Annotated in this window: 18 protein-coding genes; 12 read left to right on the top strand and 6 right to left on the bottom strand. The window is 64.4% G+C overall.

Annotation, left to right across the window (positions count from 1 at the left end):
• Positions 1-4 precede the first annotated feature (4 nt).
• The 3 genes from JJE66_RS09480 to JJE66_RS09490 all read right to left on the bottom strand — a co-directional run bounded on the left by JJE66_RS09480 (position 5) and on the right by JJE66_RS09490 (position 4,133).
• Positions 5-1,099, bottom strand: a complete 1,095-nt coding sequence (locus JJE66_RS09480; protein ID WP_200514020.1) for an HD-GYP domain-containing protein — start codon at positions 1,097-1,099, stop codon at positions 5-7.
• Positions 1,100-1,350: 251 nt separating this feature from the next.
• The gene (locus tag JJE66_RS09485; protein ID WP_200514021.1) at positions 1,351-3,645 is read right to left on the bottom strand and encodes a xanthine dehydrogenase family protein molybdopterin-binding subunit; all 2,295 of its coding nucleotides are present in this window, start codon (positions 3,643-3,645) and stop codon (positions 1,351-1,353) included.
• A complete protein-coding gene (locus JJE66_RS09490) occupies positions 3,642-4,133 on the bottom strand; it encodes a (2Fe-2S)-binding protein (RefSeq protein WP_200514022.1) in 492 nt (163 codons plus the stop codon). Before JJE66_RS09490 ends, JJE66_RS09485 begins: the two co-directional genes overlap by 4 nt.
• A gap of 390 nt (positions 4,134-4,523) precedes the next feature.
• Here JJE66_RS09490 and JJE66_RS09495 point away from each other — a divergent pair, with 390 nt between their 5' ends.
• From JJE66_RS09495 to JJE66_RS09510, 4 genes are all read left to right on the top strand, one after another.
• The gene (locus JJE66_RS09495; protein WP_200514023.1) at positions 4,524-5,288 is read left to right on the top strand and encodes an alpha/beta fold hydrolase; all 765 of its coding nucleotides are present in this window, start codon (positions 4,524-4,526) and stop codon (positions 5,286-5,288) included.
• Between the two features lie 23 nt (positions 5,289-5,311).
• Positions 5,312-5,653, top strand: a complete 342-nt coding sequence (locus JJE66_RS09500; RefSeq protein ID WP_200514024.1) for a hypothetical protein — start codon at positions 5,312-5,314, stop codon at positions 5,651-5,653.
• A gap of 49 nt (positions 5,654-5,702) precedes the next feature.
• Complete coding sequence (locus JJE66_RS09505) at positions 5,703-6,377, top strand: dienelactone hydrolase family protein (RefSeq protein WP_200514025.1); 675 nt, start codon at positions 5,703-5,705, stop codon at positions 6,375-6,377.
• Between the two features lie 147 nt (positions 6,378-6,524).
• Positions 6,525-7,007, top strand: coding sequence for a hypothetical protein (locus JJE66_RS09510; protein ID WP_200514026.1), 483 nt, complete (start codon positions 6,525-6,527; stop codon positions 7,005-7,007).
• Between the two features lie 157 nt (positions 7,008-7,164).
• Here JJE66_RS09510 and JJE66_RS09515 read toward each other — a convergent pair whose 3' ends face one another.
• From JJE66_RS09515 to JJE66_RS09525, 3 genes are all read right to left on the bottom strand, one after another.
• Positions 7,165-7,917 carry a polysaccharide biosynthesis/export family protein gene (locus tag JJE66_RS09515; RefSeq protein WP_200514027.1) on the bottom strand — a complete coding sequence of 251 codons (753 nt, stop codon included), beginning with the start codon at positions 7,915-7,917 and terminating at the stop codon, positions 7,165-7,167.
• Positions 7,918-8,065: 148 nt separating this feature from the next.
• Positions 8,066-8,722 carry a peptide-methionine (S)-S-oxide reductase MsrA gene (msrA, locus tag JJE66_RS09520; protein ID WP_200514028.1) on the bottom strand — a complete coding sequence of 219 codons (657 nt, stop codon included), beginning with the start codon at positions 8,720-8,722 and terminating at the stop codon, positions 8,066-8,068.
• A gap of 177 nt (positions 8,723-8,899) precedes the next feature.
• On the bottom strand, positions 8,900-9,217 hold the full coding sequence (locus tag JJE66_RS09525) for a hypothetical protein (protein WP_200514029.1): 318 nt from the start codon (positions 9,215-9,217) through the stop codon (positions 8,900-8,902).
• Between the two features lie 391 nt (positions 9,218-9,608).
• Between JJE66_RS09525 and rpsT the strand changes: the two genes are divergently transcribed.
• The 8 genes from rpsT (at position 9,609) to murA (ending at position 22,371) form a co-directional block, all read left to right on the top strand.
• On the top strand, positions 9,609-9,875 hold the full coding sequence (gene rpsT, locus JJE66_RS09530; protein ID WP_200514030.1) for a 30S ribosomal protein S20: 267 nt from the start codon (positions 9,609-9,611) through the stop codon (positions 9,873-9,875).
• Positions 9,876-11,159: 1,284 nt separating this feature from the next.
• The gene (gene dnaA / locus JJE66_RS09535; RefSeq protein WP_200515314.1) at positions 11,160-12,572 is read left to right on the top strand and encodes a chromosomal replication initiator protein DnaA; all 1,413 of its coding nucleotides are present in this window, start codon (positions 11,160-11,162) and stop codon (positions 12,570-12,572) included.
• A 247-nt stretch (positions 12,573-12,819) separates the two neighbouring features.
• Positions 12,820-13,938 (top strand): DNA polymerase III subunit beta, encoded by a 1,119-nt coding sequence (gene dnaN / locus JJE66_RS09540; protein ID WP_200514031.1) that lies wholly within the window; start codon positions 12,820-12,822, stop codon positions 13,936-13,938.
• A gap of 127 nt (positions 13,939-14,065) precedes the next feature.
• A complete protein-coding gene (locus tag JJE66_RS09545; protein ID WP_200514032.1) occupies positions 14,066-14,431 on the top strand; it encodes an endonuclease domain-containing protein in 366 nt (121 codons plus the stop codon).
• Positions 14,432-14,519: 88 nt separating this feature from the next.
• Complete coding sequence (gene recF, locus JJE66_RS09550; RefSeq protein WP_200514033.1) at positions 14,520-15,656, top strand: DNA replication/repair protein RecF; 1,137 nt, start codon at positions 14,520-14,522, stop codon at positions 15,654-15,656.
• Between the two features lie 337 nt (positions 15,657-15,993).
• A complete protein-coding gene (locus JJE66_RS09555; RefSeq protein ID WP_200514034.1) occupies positions 15,994-18,171 on the top strand; it encodes a hypothetical protein in 2,178 nt (725 codons plus the stop codon).
• Positions 18,172-18,459: 288 nt separating this feature from the next.
• Positions 18,460-20,895 (top strand): DNA topoisomerase (ATP-hydrolyzing) subunit B, encoded by a 2,436-nt coding sequence (gene gyrB / locus JJE66_RS09560; RefSeq protein ID WP_200514035.1) that lies wholly within the window; start codon positions 18,460-18,462, stop codon positions 20,893-20,895.
• A gap of 180 nt (positions 20,896-21,075) precedes the next feature.
• Positions 21,076-22,371, top strand: coding sequence for a UDP-N-acetylglucosamine 1-carboxyvinyltransferase (gene murA / locus JJE66_RS09565; RefSeq protein ID WP_200514036.1), 1,296 nt, complete (start codon positions 21,076-21,078; stop codon positions 22,369-22,371).
• Positions 22,372-22,509: the final 138 nt, after the last annotated feature.

Below are 22,509 nucleotides of genomic sequence, written 5' to 3' on the forward strand. Positions count from 1 at the left end.
CGCGTCAGAACGACCCCAGCGCCACCGGGCGGAACGCCTGCAACAGCTGCTGGTCGAGCTTGCCGCCCATGCCTTCCATCATCGTGAACGCACGGGAGTGGGTGAAGGGCATGCGGTAGGCACGCTTCTCCACCAGGGCCGCGTAGATGTCGACGATGGTCGTCAGCCGCACAATGTCGCTGATCTGGTTCGACGACAGCCCGTTCGGATAGCCGGAGCCATCGAGGAATTCATGGTGATGCAGTACGACGTCGAGCATCTCCGGCGGGAAGCCGCCTTTCGATGCGAGCGCGTCATAGCCGCGGCGCGGATGCTGGCGGACCTCGTCCATCTCCTCGTCGGTGAGCTTGCCGGGCTTGTCGAGCAGCACCGAGGGAACGAAGGCCTTGCCGACATCGTGCAGCAGCGCGGCGCGGGTCAGGCGGCGCTGGTCGTCCTCGCGCATGCCGAGATGCTGCGCGAAGGCGACGGCGAAGCCGGTAACGAACAGGCAGTGGCGATAGCTGCCGACATGGTGGCAGCCGACGGTGGTGAGCCATTCGCGCAGCGAGGAGTGCTTGATCGCCTTCAGGATCTTGGCCTCGGCGGCGATGATCTCATCGAAGGTCAGCGGCACGCCGAGCGGCAGCTTCTCGAACATCTTCTTCAGCACCGCATGCGCTGCCTCGACGCCGCGGTTGAGCGTCTTGCCGCGATCGGTCGCGTCGTACATCGCGGTGTCCGGAAACGCGGCGCGGATGCGCTGCAGGATCGCCTCGGGCTGCAGCGGCCGCGCGATGGTGTCGGTGGCCCCTAATGCCCAGGCCTGCATCGAGCCGTGGTGAAGCGAATCGGCCAGCACGAACAGCCGCGGCATCGAATGGTAGGCGGCGCCGCGCAGCTTGTTGCGCACCCGCTGCACACTCTCGGGCGAGCGCAGATTGATGTCGACCACGAGGCCGGAGAGCTCGCGCGACGGCTGCTCGGGAATCCCCTGCGTCGTCACCGTCGAGACGTCGCCGACCGCCTTCAGGATACTGGCGAGCTCGGTGCTCGCATCGCTCCGGTCGGAGGCGAGCAGAAGCCGGCGTTTGGCGGCGGATTTGGCTGGCGCGTTCATGGCTTCCCCAAGAGCACGGGACTGGATTTGGCGTCAGCCTAAGCCGGATCAGGTTCTCCGGGCCTTAAGAGGCATGCTCAATGGAACCTGCCGGAATTGCGCGCAATTTTACGGATACGGTTCCCGTCAAAGCGGGAAAAACAACCCCATGCACAGTAGGATGGCCATTGAAAATGCTGGACTTTTTGCAATAAAAAAATCCGCCGGAGATTGCCCTCCGGCGGATCGTTTTGCTCGCAATGATGCCGGCCTTACGCCTTCATCGCGCTCTTCACGGCTTCGGCCGTGATCGGCAGCGCCCGGATGCGGGCGCCGGAGGCGTTGAAGATGGCGTTGCCGATGGCGGGCGCGACCACTGTCACCGCCGGCTCGCCGACGCCGGTGGCCTTTTCGCCATTGGCGATCACGGCGACCGCGACCTCCGGCACCTGGCTCATGCGCAAGGGCGTATAGCTGTCGAAGTTGGTCTGTTCGATGCCACCGTCCTTGAGTGTTGCCTTCTCGTACAGCGCCAGCGACAGGCCCCACAACGCCGCACCTTCGACCTGGGCGCGGATGTTGTCGGGATGCACCTGCGTGCCGACGTCGGTTGCGACCGTGAGCTTCTTCACGGTCACCTCGCCCGACGGTGCTACGGCGACATGCGCGACGCAAGCGGTCCAGCTTGCCGTCGCACGCTCCTGCGACGACACGCAGGCCACGCCCATGCCTTCACCTTTCGGCAGTTTCTTGGTGCCGTAACCGGCAAGGCCCATCGCGGCGAGCAGGGTGTTGCGCAGCCGCTGCGCGCCGCCGTCGTTCTTGCCGGAGCCGTCGAGCAGCGAGATGCGGAATTGCGCCGGATCCTTGCCGGTCGCGACCGCAATCTCGTCGATCATGCTCTCGACCGCCCAGAAGGTCCAACCCGGCGCCACCGAACGGAGCTGACCCGACGGGGTGGCGTTGTGCGCCATCTCGTTCTTGATCGCCCGCACATGATGGTTGGGCACGGTGTAGAAGAAGTCCGACCCGTTCACCGTGAAGGCATCGAGCGGTCCCTTCTTGTCGACCGAGGGCGACAGGAAGTCCGGAATACCCCAGCGCTGGGTCGGCCAGGCCGAGACTACGTCGTGGCTGAGCGCTATGAGCTTGGCGTCGCCGTCCACGCCGGCTTTCACTTTCTGGTAGGTGAGCGGACGCGAGAAATCCATCGTCATGTCGTTTTCGCGCGTGTAGATTACCTTCACCGGCTTGCCCACGGCCTTCGCCGCCTGCACCGCCGGCACCATCATGTCGGCGTCTAACCTGCGGCCGAAGCCGCCACCGAGCCACATCTGGTGCATCACCACGAATTTTGGATCGATTCCGGCGGCACCGGCTGCGATGGCGCCGGAGCGCGTCGCGAACTGGTTACCGGAATAGATGTGCAGGATGTCGCCCTTGAACTCCGCGGTGGCGTTCATCGGCTCCATCGGCGCATGGATGTTGATGCTGGTGGTGTATTCCGCCTCCAGCACCTTGGCCGCCGTGCCAAGGGCCGCCGCGGGATCGCCGTCCTTGACGAAGAACTGGCCGGAATCGTCGAGGCCCTGAAGCCGCTTGGCTTCCGCGTACAGCGATTCGCTCGACACCTTCGCGTTCGGGCCGCCGTCATAGCTGACCTTCAGCGCTGCTGCCGCCTTCTTGGCATTGGCATAGGTGTTGGCAACCGCAACCACCCAGCCCGTCGTGGTCTGGGTCTTGTCGTCGAGGATGACGGCCTTGATGAAGCCGGGCACGGACTTCGCAGCCGAATCGTCGACCGATTTTACCGTGGCGCCATAGCGCACCGGAGGCGTCACCACTGCGCCATAGGCCATGCCCGGAATCATCACGTCGATGCCGTATTTGGCCGTGCCGTTGGTCTTGGAGGGGATGTCGATCTGCGGCACCGATACACCGATCATGGTGTATTGATCCGGCGTCTTCAGCTTGATCGCCTTCAGCTCGTCCGGCGTGAAGGTCTTGGTCGCCTTGCCGCTCTTGACGATGTCGGCAAAGCTCATCTGCTTCTTCGATTTCGGATGCGAGATCATGGAGTCGCGAACGACGAGCTGGTCCTTGAAGTAGGGCGGCAAGCCCATGGCGGCGGCCGCCGCTTCCGTCAACGCCATCCGTCCGGCGGCACCAGCCCGGCTCATCGCGTCGAAGTTCATCATGGTCGACCAGCTTCCGCCGGTGATCTGCGCACCCAGCACGGGGTCGTTGAACTTCGGATCGTTGGACGCGAGATTGACCCGCATGTCGCTCCACTTCGCGCCCAGCTCCTCGCAGACGATCTGCGCCATGGTGGAGGCGATGTGCTGGCCCATGTCGGCCTTGCCACAGGTCACGGTGACCAGACCATCGGGCGAGATCGCGTACCAGACGCTCGGCTCGAAATTGGCGGGAGCCGCAGCGAGCGCTTCACCGATGCCGGGCACGCCGGCATAGCCGAGCACGAGGCCGGTTGCAGCGGTGCCGACCAGGAAGGAACGGCGGCTGAGATCCGATGTCTCGGGAGTTACGTTTTTGACGTGCTTGTTCATGTGGGCCTCCGCTCGTTGCCGGCGGCGGATGCGGTACGCATCTCGGTGGCGGCGCGCATGATTGCCTTCTGGATCCGCGAATAGGTCATGCAACGGCAGAGATTGCCGTCCATATGGGCCACGACCTCTTCCTTGGTCGGATTGGAATTCTTCGCCAGCAGCGAGGCCGCCTGCATGATCTGCCCGGACTGGCAGTAGCCGCATTGCGGCACCTGCTCGGCGATCCATGCCTTCTGCAAGGGATGATCGCCCTTGGCCGAGAGGCCTTCGATGGTAGTGATCTTCTTGCCGGCAACGTCGCCGACCATGGTCTGGCACGAGCGTACGGCTTCGCCGTTGACATGCACGGTGCAGGCACCGCACAGGCCGGCACCGCAGCCGAATTTCGTGCCGGTCATCTGCAATTGTTCGCGGATGGCCCAAAGGAGCGGCGTGTCGTTTGCCGCATCCACGGCCAGACTCCGCCCGTTGATCGTGAGCGTTGGCATAGGCGTCTTCCCCTGCCGGTGCATGAAGCCGCTTACGGCGGCAACACTGATGCGGCGGACGCCCACCGGGCCGGCGGCCGCCTTGCCCGCAAGAATGATCGCGTTCGCGCGCGGAGGCAAATGCAATTTGGAATCGATCGAAACCATCTCGGCAGCGGCTTGTTGTGCGTTGCGACAACAGCGCTGACGTTAGCGACTGAACGCAACAAGCAACACGTTCGGCATGCATGCATGCCATCGCGATCGCGATGGTTTCCTCCGAGTAACCCGGCGGCTAAAGTGTCTGATGAGATGAGTAGCGGATGTCGCCGGATCCTCACCTCTCCCTTCGGGAGAGGTGAACCGCGCTCGCTGGCCGACCATGACAAAACAAAATGAAGGGCGGAAACAATGCCGAGGATCGATCGGGACGGCGTCGGGATCTATTACGAGGTTCATGGCGATGGACCGCCGCTGCTGCTCACCCATGGCTATGCCTCGACCTCGGCGATGTGGCACGGCCAGGTCGACGCGCTCGCACGTGACCACAAGCTCGTGCTGTGGGACATGCGCGGCCACGGGCAATCCGATTATCCCGACGATGCCAAAGCCTATAGCGAGGCGCTCACCGTCGGCGACATGGCGGCGATCCTCGATGCGGTCGGCGCCAAGCGTGCCATCGTCGGCGGGCTGTCGCTCGGCGGCTACATGTTGCTCGCGTTCTATCGCGCTCATCCAGAGCGCACGCGCGCGCTGCTGATCATCGACACCGGCCCCGGCTTCAAGAAAGATGACGCGCGCGAGGCCTGGAATGCGCGTGCGCTTGCCACCGCCGACAGGCTCGATTGCGAAGGTCTCGACGTACTGAACGCGGCAACGCGCGAGCGCGCCACCGCCAGCCATCGCAACGCCAAGGGACTGGCGCTCGCCGCGCGGGGCATGCTGACCCAGCGCGATGCCAAAGTGATGGAGCTGCTGCCCGAGATCAAAGTGCCGTCGCTGATCGTGGTCGGCGCCGACGACACCCCGTTCCTGGCAGCGTCCGACTACATGGCGGCAAAAATCCCCGGCGCACAAAAACGCGTGATCCCTGCGGCCGGACACGCCGTCAACATCGATCAGCCGCAGGCTTTTGTTGACGCCGTGCTGCCTTTCCTGAAGAACTTGCCGGGATAGACGGCGAGACGAGGATCACGACGATGAGGCGGGCAATCTTGGCTGCGGGCGTAGCGCTTCTCTCAATGGCAGCGTCGGTGCAGGCCGAGCCATTCGGCACCGTGCCGCTGCGCCGCCCCTTCGTCGAGACCTTGTCGAACAATGCGCCTTTGGCGTTCGGGATGGACGCAGAGCAGACCGCGCACGCCCTCGGACAGCCCCTGCAATACGTCAAAGGGCGCCCCGGCAGCGAGATCTATCTTGCGCTCCGCGACATCGGCGGCAGTGGATTGGTGCCGTACCGCCACCGCCTGTTCCTGCAATTCCGTCATGGACGGCTGGCGGGATGGAAAGAGGATTACGGCGAGAACTGGATGTGGGAGTGAGGCGAGAGCGAACTCCCAGATCGACAATCAAGCAAGAAGGACAACCCGCGTGGGACAAGACATCAAACTGACGGCGTCGGACAATTTCCAGCTCGGCGCCTATCGCGCCGATCCGTCAGACGCGCCGAAGGGCGCAGTGGTGGTGATCCAGGAGATTTTTGGCGTCAATCACCACATCCGTTCGGTCTGCGACCGCCTCGCCGGCGAAGGCTATGTCGCGATCGCGCCGTCGATTTTCGATCGCACCTCGCCGGGCTTCCAGTCAGGCTATACGCCCGATGAGATCGCGGAAGCCCGCAAATTCGTCGCCAATCCCGACTGGGACGCGATGCTGCGCGACACCCAGGCCGCGATCGATGCGGTGAAGAGCGTTGGCCCCGTCGGCATCATCGGCTTCTGCCTTGGCGGCAGCGTCGCCTTTGTCGCGGCCACGCGGCGGACCGGCCTGAAGGCCGCGATCGGCTATTATGGCGGCGCCCTCGTGCGTTACGCCGACGAGAAACCGAAGGTGCCGACGCAACTGCATTTCGGCGAAAAGGACGCAGGCATTCCCCTGGCCGACGTCGAGACCGTCAAGGCGAAGCGGCCGGACGTGGAGGTCTTCATCTATCCCGGCGCCCAGCACGGCTTCCATTGCGACGAGCGGCCGAGCTACGACAAGACCAGCTCCGAGATCGCCTGGCGTCGCAGCCTGGCGTTTTTCGCGAAGCATTTGGCGAAGTAGCGCGCAACTCTCCCTCCGTCATTCCGGGATGCGCCGACAGGCGCAGGCCCGGAATGATGGGGAGAGGTTGACAGAAATCGGGTGGGCGCGGCGTGGCGCGCGGCGATAGAGCTGGCTGATCATGCCAGTTCACGCCGGGAGAGCATCATGCAGCAGGCCAATACGAACATCGTCATCCGCAATCCGTTCGGCACCATGGACGTGCCGGAGCCTGATGATTCCGAGGTGATGGATTACGCCGCGAGTGCCAGGCTCGCCGGCGATGCCGCCGACGCAAACGCGGCGCACTGGGCAACCATTCTCGCATCATCCGATCCGCTCGAGGGTATCTGGGCGAGCCGCTGGAACGGCGGCGCCGATCCGACCATTGCCGGCGACACGCCGGACAAATGGAAGCAGGGCCGCGCGGAGGTCCGTATCGTGGGTGAGCGGATTTATCTGCGGTTCGATTGGGACGACGGCCGCCGGCATGGCCTGATCGACGCCGCGCGCGAGGGCACGGATCGCCTCGTCGGCAAGTACATCAACCTGACCAACCCTGTGATCACGCGGCCATGGATCGGCGTTGTGATCGACGCCGCAAGGATCGACGGCTGCTTTCCGAACGGGCGGCTCGATTTTCGGAGATGACTCTCCGCTGTCATTCCGGGACGCGACGAAGTCGCGGGCCCGGAATCCATTTAGCAGCAGAGATTGAAGCGCAATGGATTCTCTGGTGCGCAATTGCGCACCATGGCTCGCGCTGCGCGCGCCCCGGAATGACGAGGGGGAGAGACTTGGGCTGAAACTAGAACCAGCGCTCGCCGACGAACACGGTGTCGCCGGGGCTGACGGGCGTGCCGAGCGGCACGACCGCGCGCATGGCGCCACCGCCTTCGGTATGCGTGACGGTCACAACGTCGCGCTTGGCGCGCGGCGAGAAGCCGCCGGCGATCGCAACCGCGCTCTCGACCGTCATGTTCGGCACGTAAGGATATTGGCCGGGCGCGGCGACTTCGCCGAGAATGAAGAACGGGCGATAGGATTCGATCTCCACCGCCACCGACGGCTCGCGGATATAGCCGTTGCGCAGGCGCGCGGCGATTTCGCCCGCTAATCCCGCGGGGGTGCGGCCACGCGCCGGCACCGCACCGATCAGCGGCATGGTGATGGAGCCGCCGGCATCGATGGCGTAGCTGTTGGTGAGGCCTTCCTGGCCGTAGACCACGACGCGCAGCTTGTCGCCGGCGTCGAGGTGATAGGAGGCGTCGTAGCGCGCGGGTGCTGCCACCATCGGCGCGGCATAGGCGACCGGCACGGGTGCGGGGCCCGAGGCAAAGGAATTGGTGAGCGCATCAATGGCGCCGCCGCCGTTGTTGGCAACGATGACCGGAGGCGGAGCGCTATAGGGCTGGCCATAGGCCATGGTGTCGAGATCAGGACGGGGCTGCATGTAGGCGACGGGACCGGCAGTCTGCATGCAGCCGCCCAGGGTCAGCGCGGCGGACGCTGCCAAGGACGCTGCCAAGATCGACCATCGAAACGCGCGCGCAACCGGCACCGGAGCCATCCCTCGGAACGAGACAGCTCCAGTGATGCACCGGTTATGGTTAATAAAGGGTTGAGAGGCGTCTTGGCGCGACAATGCGGACCGCACACTCCGTCATGCCCGGGCTTGTCCCGGGCATGACGAGGGGTTGTGGCTGGCCTTACGCGCTCACGCCCGCGCCGATGGGACACGACACGCCGGTGCCGCCGAGGCCGCAATAGCCGGCGGGGTTCTTCGCCAGATATTGCTGATGATAGTCCTCGGCGAAGTAGAATTCGCCGGCCGGCGCGATCTCGGTGGTGATGGCGCCGAGGCCCTTTGCCGCGAGCGCCTTCTGATAGAGCTTCTTCGACTCGTCGGCCGCTGTCTTCTGCGCCTCGGAGTACGTGTAGATCGCGCTGCGATACTGCGTGCCGACGTCGTTGCCCTGGCGCATGCCCTGCGTCGGGTTGTGGCTCTCCCAGAACGTCTTCAGAAGCTTCTCGTAGGAAATCTTCTTCGGATCGAACACGACCAGCACCAGTTCGGTGTGGCCGGTGCGTCCCGAACAGGTCTCTTCATAGGTCGGGTTCGGCGTGTGGCCGCCGGCATAGCCGACAGCGGTCGCATAGATGCCGTCGCCAAGCTCCCAGAATTTGCGCTCGGCGCCCCAGAAGCAGCCGAGCCCGAACACGGCCTGCTCGAGGCCTGCGGGATAAGGCGGCTGCAACTTCGCGCCGTTGACGAAATGGCTGGTCGCGGTCGGAATGGCTTGCGCACGGCCGGGCAGCGCTTCAGCTGCGCTCGGCAATGCGGTGGTCTTGCGCATGAACAGCATGGACGGATCTCCGAGAAACGAGCTGTCGGTCGCCTGAACCAGGCGCTCAGGCGGCGTGCTCGCGATCGAGTGGGAATATAAGTCTTTACGCAGAAAGGCGCAGCCTCGTTACGGCGCCCCTTATTTGCAGCTCAATCCCGGCGGGAATTGAAGATCAATCCCGGCGGGAATTGAAGATCAATCCCGGGAATAGCCGATCAGCGGCTTGCGGGGGCGGAACAGGATCATCAGCAGGATGCCCAAAATGCCCAGCACGGCGAAGACCGGCTGGTCCAGCACCAGGCGGATCACCGAGGTCCAGAGCCAGGGCGCCTTGGCCTCGACCCAGGTCCGGAACGCCGTCTGGCTGGTCTGATTGATATCATTCCAGAACTGGCCGAACCGGGTGAATCGCAGGGTCTGGTCGGCGACCCAGCGGGCGCCGTCATAGACCATGAAGAAGAACCCGCCGGCCAGCAGCAACAAGCCAATTAGTCGGAAAAAGCCGCGGATCATGCCCCACCCTCTATGGTCGTCCGAACGGGCGACCCCAATAAGCGCCGTCAGCCAATAGCCAAGAGACGGCAGAAATTCAACCTCATCAGGGCGTTACGGGCCGCGCTCGGCGCGCCCAATGCCCATTTTCCAGACCTGGAAAGCGTTGACGGTGCCAAAGACCCCCTCTATAAGGGCGCCAACTGGCGGCGGGCGCAATCCTGCCGCCGCTGTTCTTTGAGCAGTTGCAGGCTCTTTTGTTTGAGCCTCAGAGATGGCCGCAAGTCCGTCGCTCATGTTCCGGGAACAGCCCAGCAACCGAACCCCCTGAATCCGAGCGTCGATTCCGCGGTCACGCTGCCGGCGCCACCCGACCAAGACGCGACCGGTACCGCATAAGGACATTGAGACCATGGCCAATACCACTTCCGCCAAGAAGGCGACGCGCAAGATCGCCCGCCGCACCGCCGTCAACAAGTCGCGCCGCACCCAGATGCGCGGTGCCGTGCGTAACGTCGAAGAAGCCATCAAGACCGGCGATCGCGCCGCCGCCGTCAAGGCGCTGGCCAGTGCCGAGCCCGAGCTGATGCGCGCCGCGCAGCGCAACATCATTCACAAGAACAACGCCAGCCGCAAAGTCTCGCGCCTCACCGCGCAGATCGCCAAGCTCGCCAAGTAAGCTCGGCAAGTAAGTTCGCTGAGTAAGCCCACCAAGCGATCGAGTCATTCGATCGGGTGAGGCAATCGAGCATCGCGCTCTCAATCAGCCCGGCTTTTACGCCGGGCTTTTTGTTGCGTGTCACAAGTCACGCTTGCGGTCGTTGGGTGACCAATCTTTCGTTGGCAGACTTTCGTCGTGGTCGCCACGCAGCATTCCGTAATTCTACTTGCCGTTGTTTTTGCAACAGCTGAAACTTTTCACCGCGCTGCGAAAAACCCCTGCAGGGTGGCGCAAACTTGCATTCGCGCGCGCGCGAGTTCTGCACACCGTAGTTTCACCGGAATATGTTTCGCGTCGGGTTACCCTGCGAAACGCGACTCAAAAAGCGGTGTCTCGCTAATCACTTATCGACATAGCGGCGCCAAGCATTTGGAAAATTCGCGCGCGCGGCACGCGCGTGACGCTTTTGTAAAAAATTTTTGGCGGTGGCGAGGAATTGTCACATGACGCGCCGCTCTTTCGAATCTGTGCACGAATCCAAAAACTTGCTCCGAAGCCTGTGAACAACTCGCGCGCGGCGTTAACGCAGATCAAGTTTTTAATCGCCTCAAGTCTGAATCAATTCCGTTGCGAGTCTTTCCGCTTAGTGTATTTCTTAAGCCGTCCGCAGCGCCCACGATCTTGAGACCAGCGCGGTTTTAGAAAACGGGGCGAGCGTGCAAATCGGCGGCGGTGTGCACGTTGGCGACGCTTCAACAAGCGATTGTCGGTTCAAACCCTACAGCAATGTGGGGATGGTAGCTCTTTGTCTGAATGTCTCCAAGCGGGATCTTTCCGATCCCGCTCGCGTCAAGCGCTCGTGAGAGACATCGTCAAACTGCCCCGACACGCGAATGGCGAAGCCGAGCGGACGAACAGTGCAGACGGGCTGGGCATCGGCGACCTTGGTCGTAGTTGTCTTCTAGGACACGCAGGACCTTGCCGTGCGCAATCACGGCAGGACGGGGAGGTATCATGTCTTACGGACTCAACGCGGTATTGAAACAAATCTCTTTTTCGAACGATGCCGTTCTGGGTCTGTCGGACTTCCAGCCTCCCGCATGTGACGAAGCGCTGAGTACGCGCTGACCTCGCGACCCCTCCATCTCTGACATCGCTGATCTGACCGCGGCGTTTCCGCCGAACGGTCGAGCTATGTCCGATGATGAACTCGCTAGAGGTCGCGCCATTCTAGAGTCCTGGCAGGAACTCTGCATGGCGCTCACGAAGCAACCTTAATCTCTCAAGAAAAGTTTTCTCATGATGACAACACCGGAACAGGATCGCTGGTCGCGCGTGAAGAGCAGGCTGCGCTCGAACGTCGGCGAAGACGTCTACACGAGCTGGTTTGCGCGCATGGATCTCGAAGGCGTGCAGGAGGAGAGCGTGCGTCTCTCGGTCCCGACCCGCTTCCTGAAGAGCTGGATCCAGGCCCATTACGCCGAGCGCGTGCTGTCGTGCTGGCAGGCCGAAATGCCGGAAGTGCATCGCATCGACCTCACCGTTCGCACCGCGGTGCGCCCCGTGGTGCAGCCGAAGGAAGCGCCGGTGCCGGTCGAGACGCGTCGCACCCCCGCGCCCGAGCTGCGTTCGACCGCGACCGCGCCGGTCTCCGCCAACCATGATGCGCTCGGCGGCTCGCCGCTCGATCCGCGCCTGACCTTTGCGAGCTTCGTCATCGGCCGCTCCAACACGCTGGCGCATGCGGCGGCACGCCAGGTCGCCGAGGGGCGCCGCGGCGATCCCGTGATGTTCAACCCGCTCTACATCCATGCCGGTGTCGGCCTCGGCAAGACGCATCTGCTGCAGGCGGTGACCTGGGCCGGCAATTCCGGCAACGAGCGCAAGGTGCTCTATCTCACCGCGGAAAAATTCATGTACGGCTTCGTCGCCGCGCTGAAGACGCAGACGGCGCTGGCCTTCAAGGAAGCGCTGCGCGGCATCGACGTGCTGGTCATCGACGATCTCCAGTTCCTGCAGGGCAAGTCGACGCAGGCCGAGTTCTGCCACACGCTGAATGCGCTGATCGATGCCGGCCGCCAGGTCGTGATCGCAGCCGACCGTCCGCCGTCCGATCTGGAAAGCCTCGACGACCGCGTCCGCTCCCGGCTCGCCGGCGGCCTCGTGGTCGAGATGGGCTCGCTCGGCGAAGAGCTGCGGCTCGGCATTCTCAAGTCGCGCGTCGCGGCCGCCCGCACCCACCATGCGACCTTCGACGTGCCGGAGGAGGTGCTGACCTATCTCGCCCGCGCCATCACCCATAACGGCCGGGATCTCGAAGGCGCGATCAACCGCCTGCTGGCGCATTCGAAGCTCAACAACCGGCCGGTGACGCTGGAGATGGCCGAGCACGAAGTGCGCGACCTGATCCGACCGCAGGAGCCGAAGCGGATCAAGATCGAGGACATCCAGCGCGTGGTGGCACGGCAGTATAATGTCAGCCGCTCCGACCTCCTGTCCTCGCGCCGGACCGCCAATGTGGTGCGTCCGCGCCAGGTGGCGATGTACCTCGCCAAGACCCTGACCCTGCGCTCGCTCCCCGAGATCGGCCGCCGTTTCGGTGGCCGCGACCACACCACGGTGCTGCACGCGGTGCGCAAGATCGAGGCCCTGGTTTCCAAGGACAATGCGCTGTCCGAGGAAGTGGAGTCGCTGAAGCGCCAGCTTCAGGAATAAACGCCTAAGCTTTCCTCCCCCTTCCCGCCGCCCCGGCCATGCCCGGGCGGCGGTCGTGTTTCTGCCTGTAAATCGTGGGGAACTACCCCGCCATCCCTTGAATCCGGGGGCCATCCGCGCCACCTTGCGCGACCCTGGCGGCTTTGGTCATATCGGCTGGATCACCCGGCTTCCGGGGTCTTCGGTGCCGCGGCGCGCTTTCCTCCGCCCGGCTTTTTCAATCTTTGGGGATCGGGCGAGTGGTGCAATGAAAGTTACGGTCGAACGCGCGCAACTCCTGAAATCGCTGGGCCATGTCCACCGCGTGGTCGAGCGGCGCAACACGATTCCGATCCTGGGCAACGTGCTGGTCCGCGCCGAGAACGCGAAATTGTCGCTGAAGGCGACCGACCTCGACCTCGAAGTGACGGAGACGCTGCCTGCGGAAACCGCGACCGCGGGCTCGACCACCGTGCCGGCGCACATGTTCTACGACATCGTGCGCAAGCTGCCGGATGGTTCGCAGATCGTGCTGGAAGCCGACGGCGACCGCGCGGTGCTGGCGATCCGCGCCGGCCGCTCGCGCTTCACGCTGCAGACGCTGCCGGAGAATGATTTCCCGGATCTCGCCACCGGCGACCTGTCGCATTCGTTCTCGCTCGCCGCCAAGGACGTCAAGCGGCTGATCGACCGGACCCAGTTCGCGATCTCCACCGAGGAAACGCGCTATTATCTCAACGGCATCTATCTTCATGCCGCGGGCACGGCGACGGCCGCGACCTTGCGCGGCGTCGCCACCGACGGCCACCGCCTCGCCCAGCTCGATCTGGTGCAGCCCAAGGGCGCCGAGGGCATGCCCGGCGTGATCGTGCCGCGCAAGACCGTCGGCGAGGTGCAGCGGCTGATCGAGGACACCGAAGCCGAAGTCACGATCGAGCTGTCGCAGGCCAAGATCCGCTTTACGATCGGCAACGTCGTGCTGACCTCGAAACTGATCGACGGCACCTTCCCCGATTATGGCCGCGTCATTCCGCAGGGCAACGACAAGGAGCTCATTGTCGACAAGAAGGATTTCGAGAACGCGGTCGACCGCGTCTCGACGATATCGAGCGAGCGCGGTCGCGCGGTGAAATTGTCGCTGTCGCCGGGCAAGCTGGTGCTGTCGGTGACCAATCCGGATTCCGGCAGCGCCACCGAAGAGATCGAGGTCGAGTACGCCTCCGACGCGCTCGATATCGGCTTCAACTCCCGCTACCTCCTCGACATCGCCGCCCAGATCGAAGGCGACGTCGCCACGCTGAAGCTCGCCGATCCGGGCTCGCCGACCCTGGTCCAGGACAAGGACGACAAGAGCGCGCTGTATGTGCTGATGCCGATGCGGGTGTGAGGGAGGTGCCCCCTCCGCAGCACACCCTACCTCTGATGCCTAACGCGATGCCCATTGCTGTGCCCTCTCCCCTTGTGGGAGAGGGCTACTCCGCTGGCAGACACGCACTCGGTTGGGTGAGGGGTTTGTGCCGCAAGAGCCGTCCCATCGGCAAGACCCCAGACATCTCCGCCAATTCGCGAAGAACATGCGGCATGAGCCAACTGATGCGGAGACTGCAATGTGGCGGCTGCTCAGGGAACGGCGCCTATCGGACTTCAAGTTTCGTAGGCAGATCCCTTTCAAGAACTACATTCTCGATTTTGTCTGTTTCGATAAGCGCCTTGTGATCGAGATCGACGGAAGTCAGCATGCCGATTCGCAAAGCGATGCGACCCGGGATGCAATCCTCGCAGCCGAGGGATTTCTGATAGCCCGTTACTGGAACAACGACGTGCTGAAGCAATCCACTTCCGTCCAAGAGGATATTCTTGCAAAGCTTGCCGGGCGGTAAGATACCCCTCACCCGTCGCCTCACTTCGTGAGGCGCCACCCTCTCCCACAAGGGGAGAGGGGAAGAATCGCGTCCATCACGAATAAATATGACCCCCTCCCGCATTCATCGCCTGACGCTGACGCATTTTCGCAATTATCGGGCGGCGGGGCTCGAGACGGCGGCTGACATGGTGGCGCTGGTCGGGCCGAATGGGGCGGGCAAGACCAATTGCATCGAGGCGATCTCGTTCCTGTCGCCGGGGCGCGGCTTAAGGCGCGCCACGCTGGACGACGTCGCCGACAACCAGGGCGACGGCTCCTGGGCGGTCTCCGCGCAGGTCGAGGGCGCGCTGGGGCTCGCCACCCTCGGCACCGGCATCGAGCCGCCGCAGGCCGACAGCGCCATCAGCCGGCGTTGCCGCATCGACCGCGAGCCGGTCAATTCGGCCACCGCCTTCGGCGACCACATCCGCATGGTGTGGCTGACGCCGGCGATGGACGGATTGTTCCTGGGCGCGGGCTCCGAACGGCGGCGCTTCTTCGACCGCCTGGTGCTCGCGATCGACAGCCAGCACTCCAGCCGCATCTCCGCACTGGAACGTTCGTTGCGCTCGCGCAATCGCCTGCTCGAGACGCGCAATTACGACGACCATTGGTGTGATGCGATCGAGCGCGAGACCGCCGAACTTGCGGTCGCAGTCGCCGCGACGCGCGGCCAGACCGCGGCGCGGCTGACCGGCATGCTGAACGCGCGCGCGCAACAATCCGCGTTTCCGTCGGCGCAGATCGCACTCGACGGCTGGATGGAGAACGCGCTGCTGAGCGAGACCGCAACCTCGGTCGAGGACCGCTACCGCCAGATCCTGCGCGACAACCGCCCCCGCGACGCCATCGCCGGCCGCACCACCGACGGGCCGCATCTCACCGATCTCCAGGTGATCTACGCGCCGAAAAGCATGCCCGCGCGCGACGCATCCACGGGGGAGCAGAAGGCGCTGCTGATCGGGCTGGTGCTGGCGCATGCGACGCTGGTCGCCGAGATGACCGGCATCGTGCCGCTGCTGCTGCTCGACGAGGTCGTCGCCCATCTCGATCCGAACCGTCGCACCGCGCTGTTCGACGAGCTGCGCAAGCTCGGCGCGCAGGTCTGGTTGACCGGCGCGGACCCGGCTGCGTTTGCCGAAATCGACGCTGGCGGCGAGGTCTTTGACGTCGAGAGCGGGCAGGTTTCGGCGCGGCGGTAGCGCCATTGAACCCGCCTCGTTCAGGTCGCGACTAGCTCCCTGAGGCCGCACCGTCGGTGTCGCAGCCGTTGCAATCGCGGCGATGAATTCGAAACGCGCGCGATTTCCTTGGAGAGTGTCCATGACGACGGTAAGGTCCGGGACGAGAGTCCCGGCACGATGGCGGCTGTTCGTGTGCGGCCTCACATTGCTCGCTTGCGGCGCCGCGGCTGCAAGGCAGCACCCAATTGAACCTGCCCGGTTCCCGCCGCGACTAGCTGTCTGAGGCGGCGTCGGGGGTGTCGCAGCCTGCAATCGCGCAATGGAACGATCCGCGCGAAATCCGGGAGTTTGGTCGATGTCGACGATCACGCGCGGGACGCGAGCCCCGGCACGCTGGCGGCTGTTCGCATGCGGCCTTCTGTTGATGGCGAGCCCTGCGCTCGCGGCTCCGACGGACGAGGGCATCGTCGACGTGCACGCACTGCCGAAGCTGCAAGGTGCGATCGACGAAAATTCGCACCCCGATCCTTACCGGATGCAATATGGCGTGCCGACTGTGGTCGCGGTGACCGCCGCCGCGAAGAAGATGCTCCGCGCCGACGGCTGGGTGCCCTATGTCCGCCCGCTTGACGAGGCCACCACCGAACTCGTGTTCAAGAAGGGGCGGCAGGGACTTTCCGTCTCCTTCACGCAGGGCCTCGGCCGGCCCGATCAATCATCGGTCTCCTACACCCCGAACCGCATCTATTCGAATGTCCCGTTCCCCGAGGGCGCGATCGATCTCGTGTTCGACGAGACCCGGCCCTATCTCGCCTGCATCGCGCCGGTTGCGCTCGAGGCGACACGGGATTTCTACGCCAGGGAAATGACCGCCATCGGCTGGCGGAAGCTCACGGCCGAGAGCGCCGCGCGCTGGCCGAACGCGGATATCAGCGAAACCATCTCAAACGGCGTGCGCGCCTTCTATGGCCATGACGATGACGACCGCGGCGGCTTCTATCATCAGAAGCCGGTGATGTTGAGTTTGACGCGCCGCGACGACGGCCGGACCAATGTCGAAATCAAGGTCGCGCCGTTCGCCTTGCCGACCGATCTTCCGTCGGAAGAGATGTCCGGCCTGCCGGCGCCGAAGCCGTACAAGTCGGCGGCGGGCAGAGGCGGCGACGCCAGATCGAACCGGCGCGAACTGACCATCGCAGCCCTGGCCGATCTGCCCGCCGTGCTCGCGTTCTACCATCGCGAACTTGCGGCGCGCGGCTGGACGGAACAGGGAAATGCACCTCTTGCCGCGGGCGACGAAGTCGCGTTCAAATTCTCCTCGCCCGAGGAAACCGGCTTGCTGCGGCTCGCCCGCAAATACGACTTCACGATGGTCTATCTGACCGCGCAGGTGAAGGAATCCGTGCTCGCCGCGCGCGCCAGGGCGAAGAAGGATGCCGACGACAAGTTCATGAGTGACGCCGAAGCGATGGCGAAACAGGTCATCGCCGCCGACGAAGTCCGTCGCAAGGCGCAGGCCGCGACGCTGTCCGATGCACCGTTGCAGGCACAGGCCGGCGGCACCACGCCGGTGCCGCTGCCCGAGAACGCGCAGGAGGTGGAGTTCGACGGCGACGGCGGCCGGCTCGAATTCAACGCGACCTCCAGCGTCAAGGCGTTGACCGCCTTCTACCGCGCGGCGCTGAAGCCGGCCGGCTGGAAGGAGCAGCCCTCGGTGATCAACCAGCCCAACATGGCGGTGATGGAGTTTTCCAAGGCCGGCAAGTCGATCTCGATGACCGTGATGCAGATGGGGGCGAAGGTGAATGTCAGCGCCGACGGATCGGGCCTGGTGATGGCCGCCGCCAAGCCCGCGTCCGGGGGCAAGCCGGCGCGCAGCAATCAGGCCGCTGCCTCACCCAAGTCGGCCGGGCCGCTCGAGGCAGATGCGGAATCCGCCCTGCCCGTGCCGAAACAGCACAGTTCGACCTCGCTTGCCACCGCAAAACTGCCCGGCATCGAGGCGCCGTTCCGCCGCGAGCTCGCGGCCAGCATTCCGGCCGAGCTCAGTGACGTGCTCGCCTTCTACCGTGCGGAGCTGACCAGGCTCGGCTGGCGGGAAAAGCCGGACGGCGCGATCGTCGCCGCCGATCGCGTCGAGCTCGCCTTCGCCTCGCCGCAGGGCCCGGCCATGCTGAAGCTCGGCCGCACCAATGACGAAACATCGGTCAATCTCGTGCAGAAGAATCCGGACGCCGCGACCAAGGCGGACATCATGCCGAAGCCGGGTCAGGCCAAGCTGGTGCTCGGCAATATGGGCGACAAGGACGCGCAGCTGACGATCAACAAGCAGACCATCAAGGTTGCGGCCGGCGCCGGCGGTCCGCAGTCACCGAAGGGGCCCACGCTCGATCTGCCGCCGGGCAAGTACCTGTACTCGCTGAAAATGGCGGGCCGCCCCGCCCGCAACGACACCATCGACATCGCCGCGGGCGATGCCTGGGGCCTGACAGTGGGGCCGACCGGCGAGATGCTGCCGCTGCAGATGTACTGAGCCGCCACGAAACAGGTGCGCTCCCTCTCCCGCTTGCGCCTCGGAACCCGCCTTCCGTCCCCGCAAAATCCACGCCTTCGGAGGCCCGAAACGGTCCCTCGAATCGGGCTTTTTGCCGTGCCCAGAATCGGCCTCCGCAGACCTTGAAAGCCGGCCGAAAATCCCCATCTGATCAAAGGGTTGCGAGGGGATACTTTGCGCTAGGCGCAATCTCTCTTTCGTGGCACAAATAGCCTCTCATCAGCGCCTTTTGCGCGGCTGATTCGGGCGACATTTCGAAGGCCTCTCATGACAGAACCTGCTCGGCAGACGCCTGCCGAAAACGAACCCTCAAATCCGAGCGATTACGGGGCGGAATCGATCCGCGTGCTCAAGGGTCTCGATGCCGTGCGCAAGCGCCCGGGCATGTATATCGGCGATACCGACGACGGCTCGGGCCTGCACCACATGGTCTACGAGGTCGTCGACAACGCGATCGACGAGGCGCTGGCGGGCCATGCCACGCGCGTCGATGTCGTGCTGAACGCCGACAACTCCGTCACCGTGCGCGACGACGGCCGCGGCATTCCCGTCGACATCCACAAGGGCGAAGGCATCTCGGCGGCCGAGGTCATCATGACCCAGCTCCATGCCGGCGGAAAATTCGACCAGAACTCCTACAAGGTCTCCGGCGGCCTGCACGGCGTCGGCGTCTCCGTCGTCAACGCGCTGTCGAGCAAGCTCGTGTTGCGCATCTGGCGCGATAACAAGGAGCACACCATTGAATTTGCCCATGGCGATGCCGTCGCACCGCTGAAAGTCGTCGGCGACGCGCCGGGCCGGCGCGGCACCGAGGTGACGTTCCACGCCTCGTCCGAGACCTTCAAGAACATCGAGTATGATTTCGCCACGCTGGAGCATCGGCTGCGCGAGCTCGCCTTCCTCAATTCCGGCGTCAATATCGCGCTTTCCGACATGCGTCACGCGGTCGAGAAGCGCGAGGAAATGCACTATTCCGGCGGCGTCGAGGAGTTCGTCAAATATCTCGACCGCAACAAGAAGGCGATCGTGCCGGCGCCGATCATGGTGCGCGCGGAGGCCAACGGCATCGGCGTCGAGGCCGCCTTGTGGTGGAACGACAGCTACCATGAGAACGTGCTGTGCTTCACCAACAACATCCCACAGCGCGACGGCGGCACCCATCTGGCCGGCTTCCGCGGCGCGCTGACGCGCCAGGTCAACGGCTATGCCGAGGCCAACGCGAAGAGGGAAAAGATCGCGCTCACCGGCGACGATTGCCGCGAAGGCCTCACCGCCGTCTTGTCGGTGAAGGTGCCCGATCCGAAATTTTCGTCGCAGACCAAGGACAAGCTGGTGTCCTCGGAAGTGCGGCCCGTGGTCGAGAACGTGCTCAACGAGGCGCTCCAGGCCTGGTTCGAGGAGCACCCGTCTGAGGCCAAGATGATCGTCGGCAAGGTGATCCAGGCGGCGGCCGCACGCGAAGCGGCGCGCAAGGCGCGCGAGCTGACGCGCAAGAGCCCGCTCTCGGTCTCCTCGCTGCCCGGCAAGCTCGCCGACTGCCAGGAGAAGGACCCGGAAAAATCCGAACTGTTCATCGTCGAGGGCGACTCGGCAGGCGGCAGTGCGAAGCAGGGCCGCAACCGCGAATTCCAGGCCGTGCTGCCGCTGCGCGGCAAAATTCTGAATGTGGAACGGGTCCGCCCGGACAAGATGCTGGGCAGCGAGCAGATCGGCACGCTGATCACCGCGCTCGGTACCAGCATCGGCGACGAATTCTCGATCGAGAAGCTGCGCTACCACAAGATCATCGTGATGACGGACGCCGACGTGGACGGCGCCCATATCCGCACCCTGCTGCTCACCTTCTTCTACCGGCAGATGCCTGCGATCATCGACGGTGGCTATCTCTATATCGCCCAGCCGCCGCTCTATAAGGTCAACCGCGGCAAGTCCGAGCAGTACCTGAAAGACGAGCGGGCGCTGGAGGATTACCTGATCGATACCGGGCTGGATGATTGCGTCTACATTCCCGGCACCGGCGGCGATCGCACCGGCCGCGACCTGCGTTCACTAGTCGACGACGCCCGTATCGTTCGCGGCGTCCTTCGCAATCTGCATAGCCGCTATAATCGCAAGGTGATCGAGCAGGCCGCCATCACCGGCGTGCTCAACAAAGCGATCTACGGCGATCCGGAAAAAGCGGCTGCCGCCGCGCAGTACATCGCGACCCGGCTGGACATCCTGGCCGACGAGGTCGAGCGCGGCTGGATCGGCCAGTACGTGGAAGGCCAGGGATTCCAGTTCGAACGGACGGTACGGGGCGTCAAGGAAGCCGCAGTTGTCGACGACGCCTTCCTCGGCTCGGTCGAAGCGCGCAAACTCGACGATTACACCACGAAGCTCCAGGACGTGTACGCCCGCCCCGGCAAGCTGCGGCGCAAGGACGTCGAGCACATGGTCTACGGTCCGGTCGACCTGTTCGAAGCGGTCACCGACGCGGGCCGCAAGGGCGTCACGCTGCAGCGCTACAAAGGACTGGGCGAGATGAACCCGGAGCAGCTCTGGGAGACGACGCTGGATATCAATGCGCGCTCGCTGCTGCAGGTGAAGGTCAAGGAGGTCGATGAGGCCGACGACATTTTCACCAAGCTGATGGGCGATGTGGTCGAGCCGCGCCGTGACTTCATCCAGGAACATTCGCTGAGCGCGACGATCGATATCTGAGGCGAAATAGCGTTAGATCACGTCTGCTAACCACGCTCTCGCTGCACCTCTCCCGCTAGCGGGAGAGGGAGCCCACCTCCTTCGCGGCGACCATCAAGCCTGAATTGCTACCGCGATCGATTCTCGGTAGTTTCTGCTCAAAGCAGCCCGCCTCAACCGAAACAGGACCGAGAGATCTCAGTGGCCCCCATTCAGTATATCGTCGAGGGCGGTCACCGGCTCTCGGGCTCGATCGAGCCGGCCGGCAACAAGAATTCGGCGCTGCCGATCATCGCGGCCGCGCTGCTCACCGAGCATCCAGTGACATTGGAGAATGTGCCGCGGATCCGCGACACCGAGACACTGGTCGAACTGATCCGCTCGGTCGGCGCCGCGGCCGAATGGACCGCCCGCAACACGCTTCACATCCACGCCAAGAGCATCCGCGCCGCCGATCTGGACCCTGAGCTCTGCGTCCGCATCCGTGCCTCGATCCTGCTCGCCGGCCCCCTGCTCGCCCGCTGCGGCGAGGTGATGCTGCCGCCGCCTGGCGGCGACGTCATCGGCCGGCGCCGCCTCGACACGCATATGCTGGCGCTGGAGCAGTTAGGGGCCAAGGTCACTGCGACCGACCGGCTCGAATTCCGCGCAGCAAAGCTCGCCGGCGCCGACGTGTTCCTGGACGAGCCGAGCGTCACCGCGACCGAGAACGCGCTGGTCGCGGCCGTCGCCGCCGAAGGCACGACGTTCTTGCGCAACGCGGCGTCCGAGCCGCATGTGCAGGACCTCGCCAACTTCCTGGTCGCGCTCGGCGCGAAGATCGAGGGCATCGGCACCAACACCATGATCGTGCATGGGCCGGCGATGCTGGGGGAAGCAACCTACAGGATTCAGCCCGACCATATCGAGGTCGGCTCGCTGATCGGGCTTGCCGCCGTGACGCGCTCGCCGCTGCGCATCGTCCGCGCCGGCGTCGAGCATCTGCGCTCGATCCGCATGGGGTTCGAGCGGCTCGGCATCGTCTGCCGCGTCGAGGGCGACGACCTCATCGTGCCGTCGAACCAGACGCTGAAGATCCAGGACGATTTCGGCGGCCACGTGCCGAAGCTGGAGGACCAGCCCTGGCCGGCCTTCCCGGCCGATCTGATGTCGATCGCGATCGTCACCGCCACGCAATGCGAAGGCGTGATCCTGATGTTCGAGAAGATGTTCGAATCGCGGATGTTCTTCGTCGACAAGCTGATCGGGATGGGCGCGCGCATCGTGCTGTGCGATCCGCATCGCGCCATCATCGCAGGCCCGAGCCGGCTCCGCGGCGCATCGATGATCTCGCCCGACATCCGCGCCGGCATGGCTATGCTGCTCGCCGCCGTCTGCGCCGAAGGCACCTCCACCATCAACAACGCCGACCAGATCGAGCGCGGCTATGAACGCATCGACGAAAGGCTGAACGCGCTCGGCGCGAAGATCCGGCGCGTGCCGGAACGGAAGGGCTGAGGGTTTTTTCTTCGCCTCGCCTCGCTTGCGGGGAGAGGCCGGAATACGCGCGCTAGCGCGGATTCCGGGTGAGGGGGACTCTCCGCGAGTCCAACTCTCACCGTGATTGCAGAGAAAGCCCCTCATCCCAACCCTCTC

It is taken from the genome of Bradyrhizobium diazoefficiens, assembly GCF_016612535.1.
Taxonomy (GTDB): Bacteria; Pseudomonadota; Alphaproteobacteria; order Rhizobiales; family Xanthobacteraceae; genus Bradyrhizobium; species Bradyrhizobium diazoefficiens_C.

Coding starts and splice junctions, on each gene's coding strand:
- JJE66_RS09480 (WP_200514020.1), bottom strand. CDS start 1,099: ATGAACGCGCCAGCCAAATCCGCCGCCAAACGCCGGCTTCTGCTCGCC.
- JJE66_RS09485 (WP_200514021.1), bottom strand. CDS start 3,645: ATGAACAAGCACGTCAAAAACGTAACTCCCGAGACATCGGATCTCAGC.
- JJE66_RS09490 (WP_200514022.1), bottom strand. CDS start 4,133: ATGCCAACGCTCACGATCAACGGGCGGAGTCTGGCCGTGGATGCGGCA.
- JJE66_RS09495 (WP_200514023.1), top strand. CDS start 4,524: ATGCCGAGGATCGATCGGGACGGCGTCGGGATCTATTACGAGGTTCAT.
- JJE66_RS09500 (WP_200514024.1), top strand. CDS start 5,312: ATGAGGCGGGCAATCTTGGCTGCGGGCGTAGCGCTTCTCTCAATGGCA.
- JJE66_RS09510 (WP_200514026.1), top strand. CDS start 6,525: ATGCAGCAGGCCAATACGAACATCGTCATCCGCAATCCGTTCGGCACC.
- msrA (WP_200514028.1), bottom strand. CDS start 8,722: ATGCTGTTCATGCGCAAGACCACCGCATTGCCGAGCGCAGCTGAAGCG.
- JJE66_RS09525 (WP_200514029.1), bottom strand. CDS start 9,217: ATGATCCGCGGCTTTTTCCGACTAATTGGCTTGTTGCTGCTGGCCGGC.
- rpsT (WP_200514030.1), top strand. CDS start 9,609: ATGGCCAATACCACTTCCGCCAAGAAGGCGACGCGCAAGATCGCCCGC.
- dnaA (WP_200515314.1), top strand. CDS start 11,160: ATGACAACACCGGAACAGGATCGCTGGTCGCGCGTGAAGAGCAGGCTG.
- dnaN (WP_200514031.1), top strand. CDS start 12,820: ATGAAAGTTACGGTCGAACGCGCGCAACTCCTGAAATCGCTGGGCCAT.
- recF (WP_200514033.1), top strand. CDS start 14,520: ATGACCCCCTCCCGCATTCATCGCCTGACGCTGACGCATTTTCGCAAT.
- JJE66_RS09555 (WP_200514034.1), top strand. CDS start 15,994: ATGTCGACGATCACGCGCGGGACGCGAGCCCCGGCACGCTGGCGGCTG.
- gyrB (WP_200514035.1), top strand. CDS start 18,460: ATGACAGAACCTGCTCGGCAGACGCCTGCCGAAAACGAACCCTCAAAT.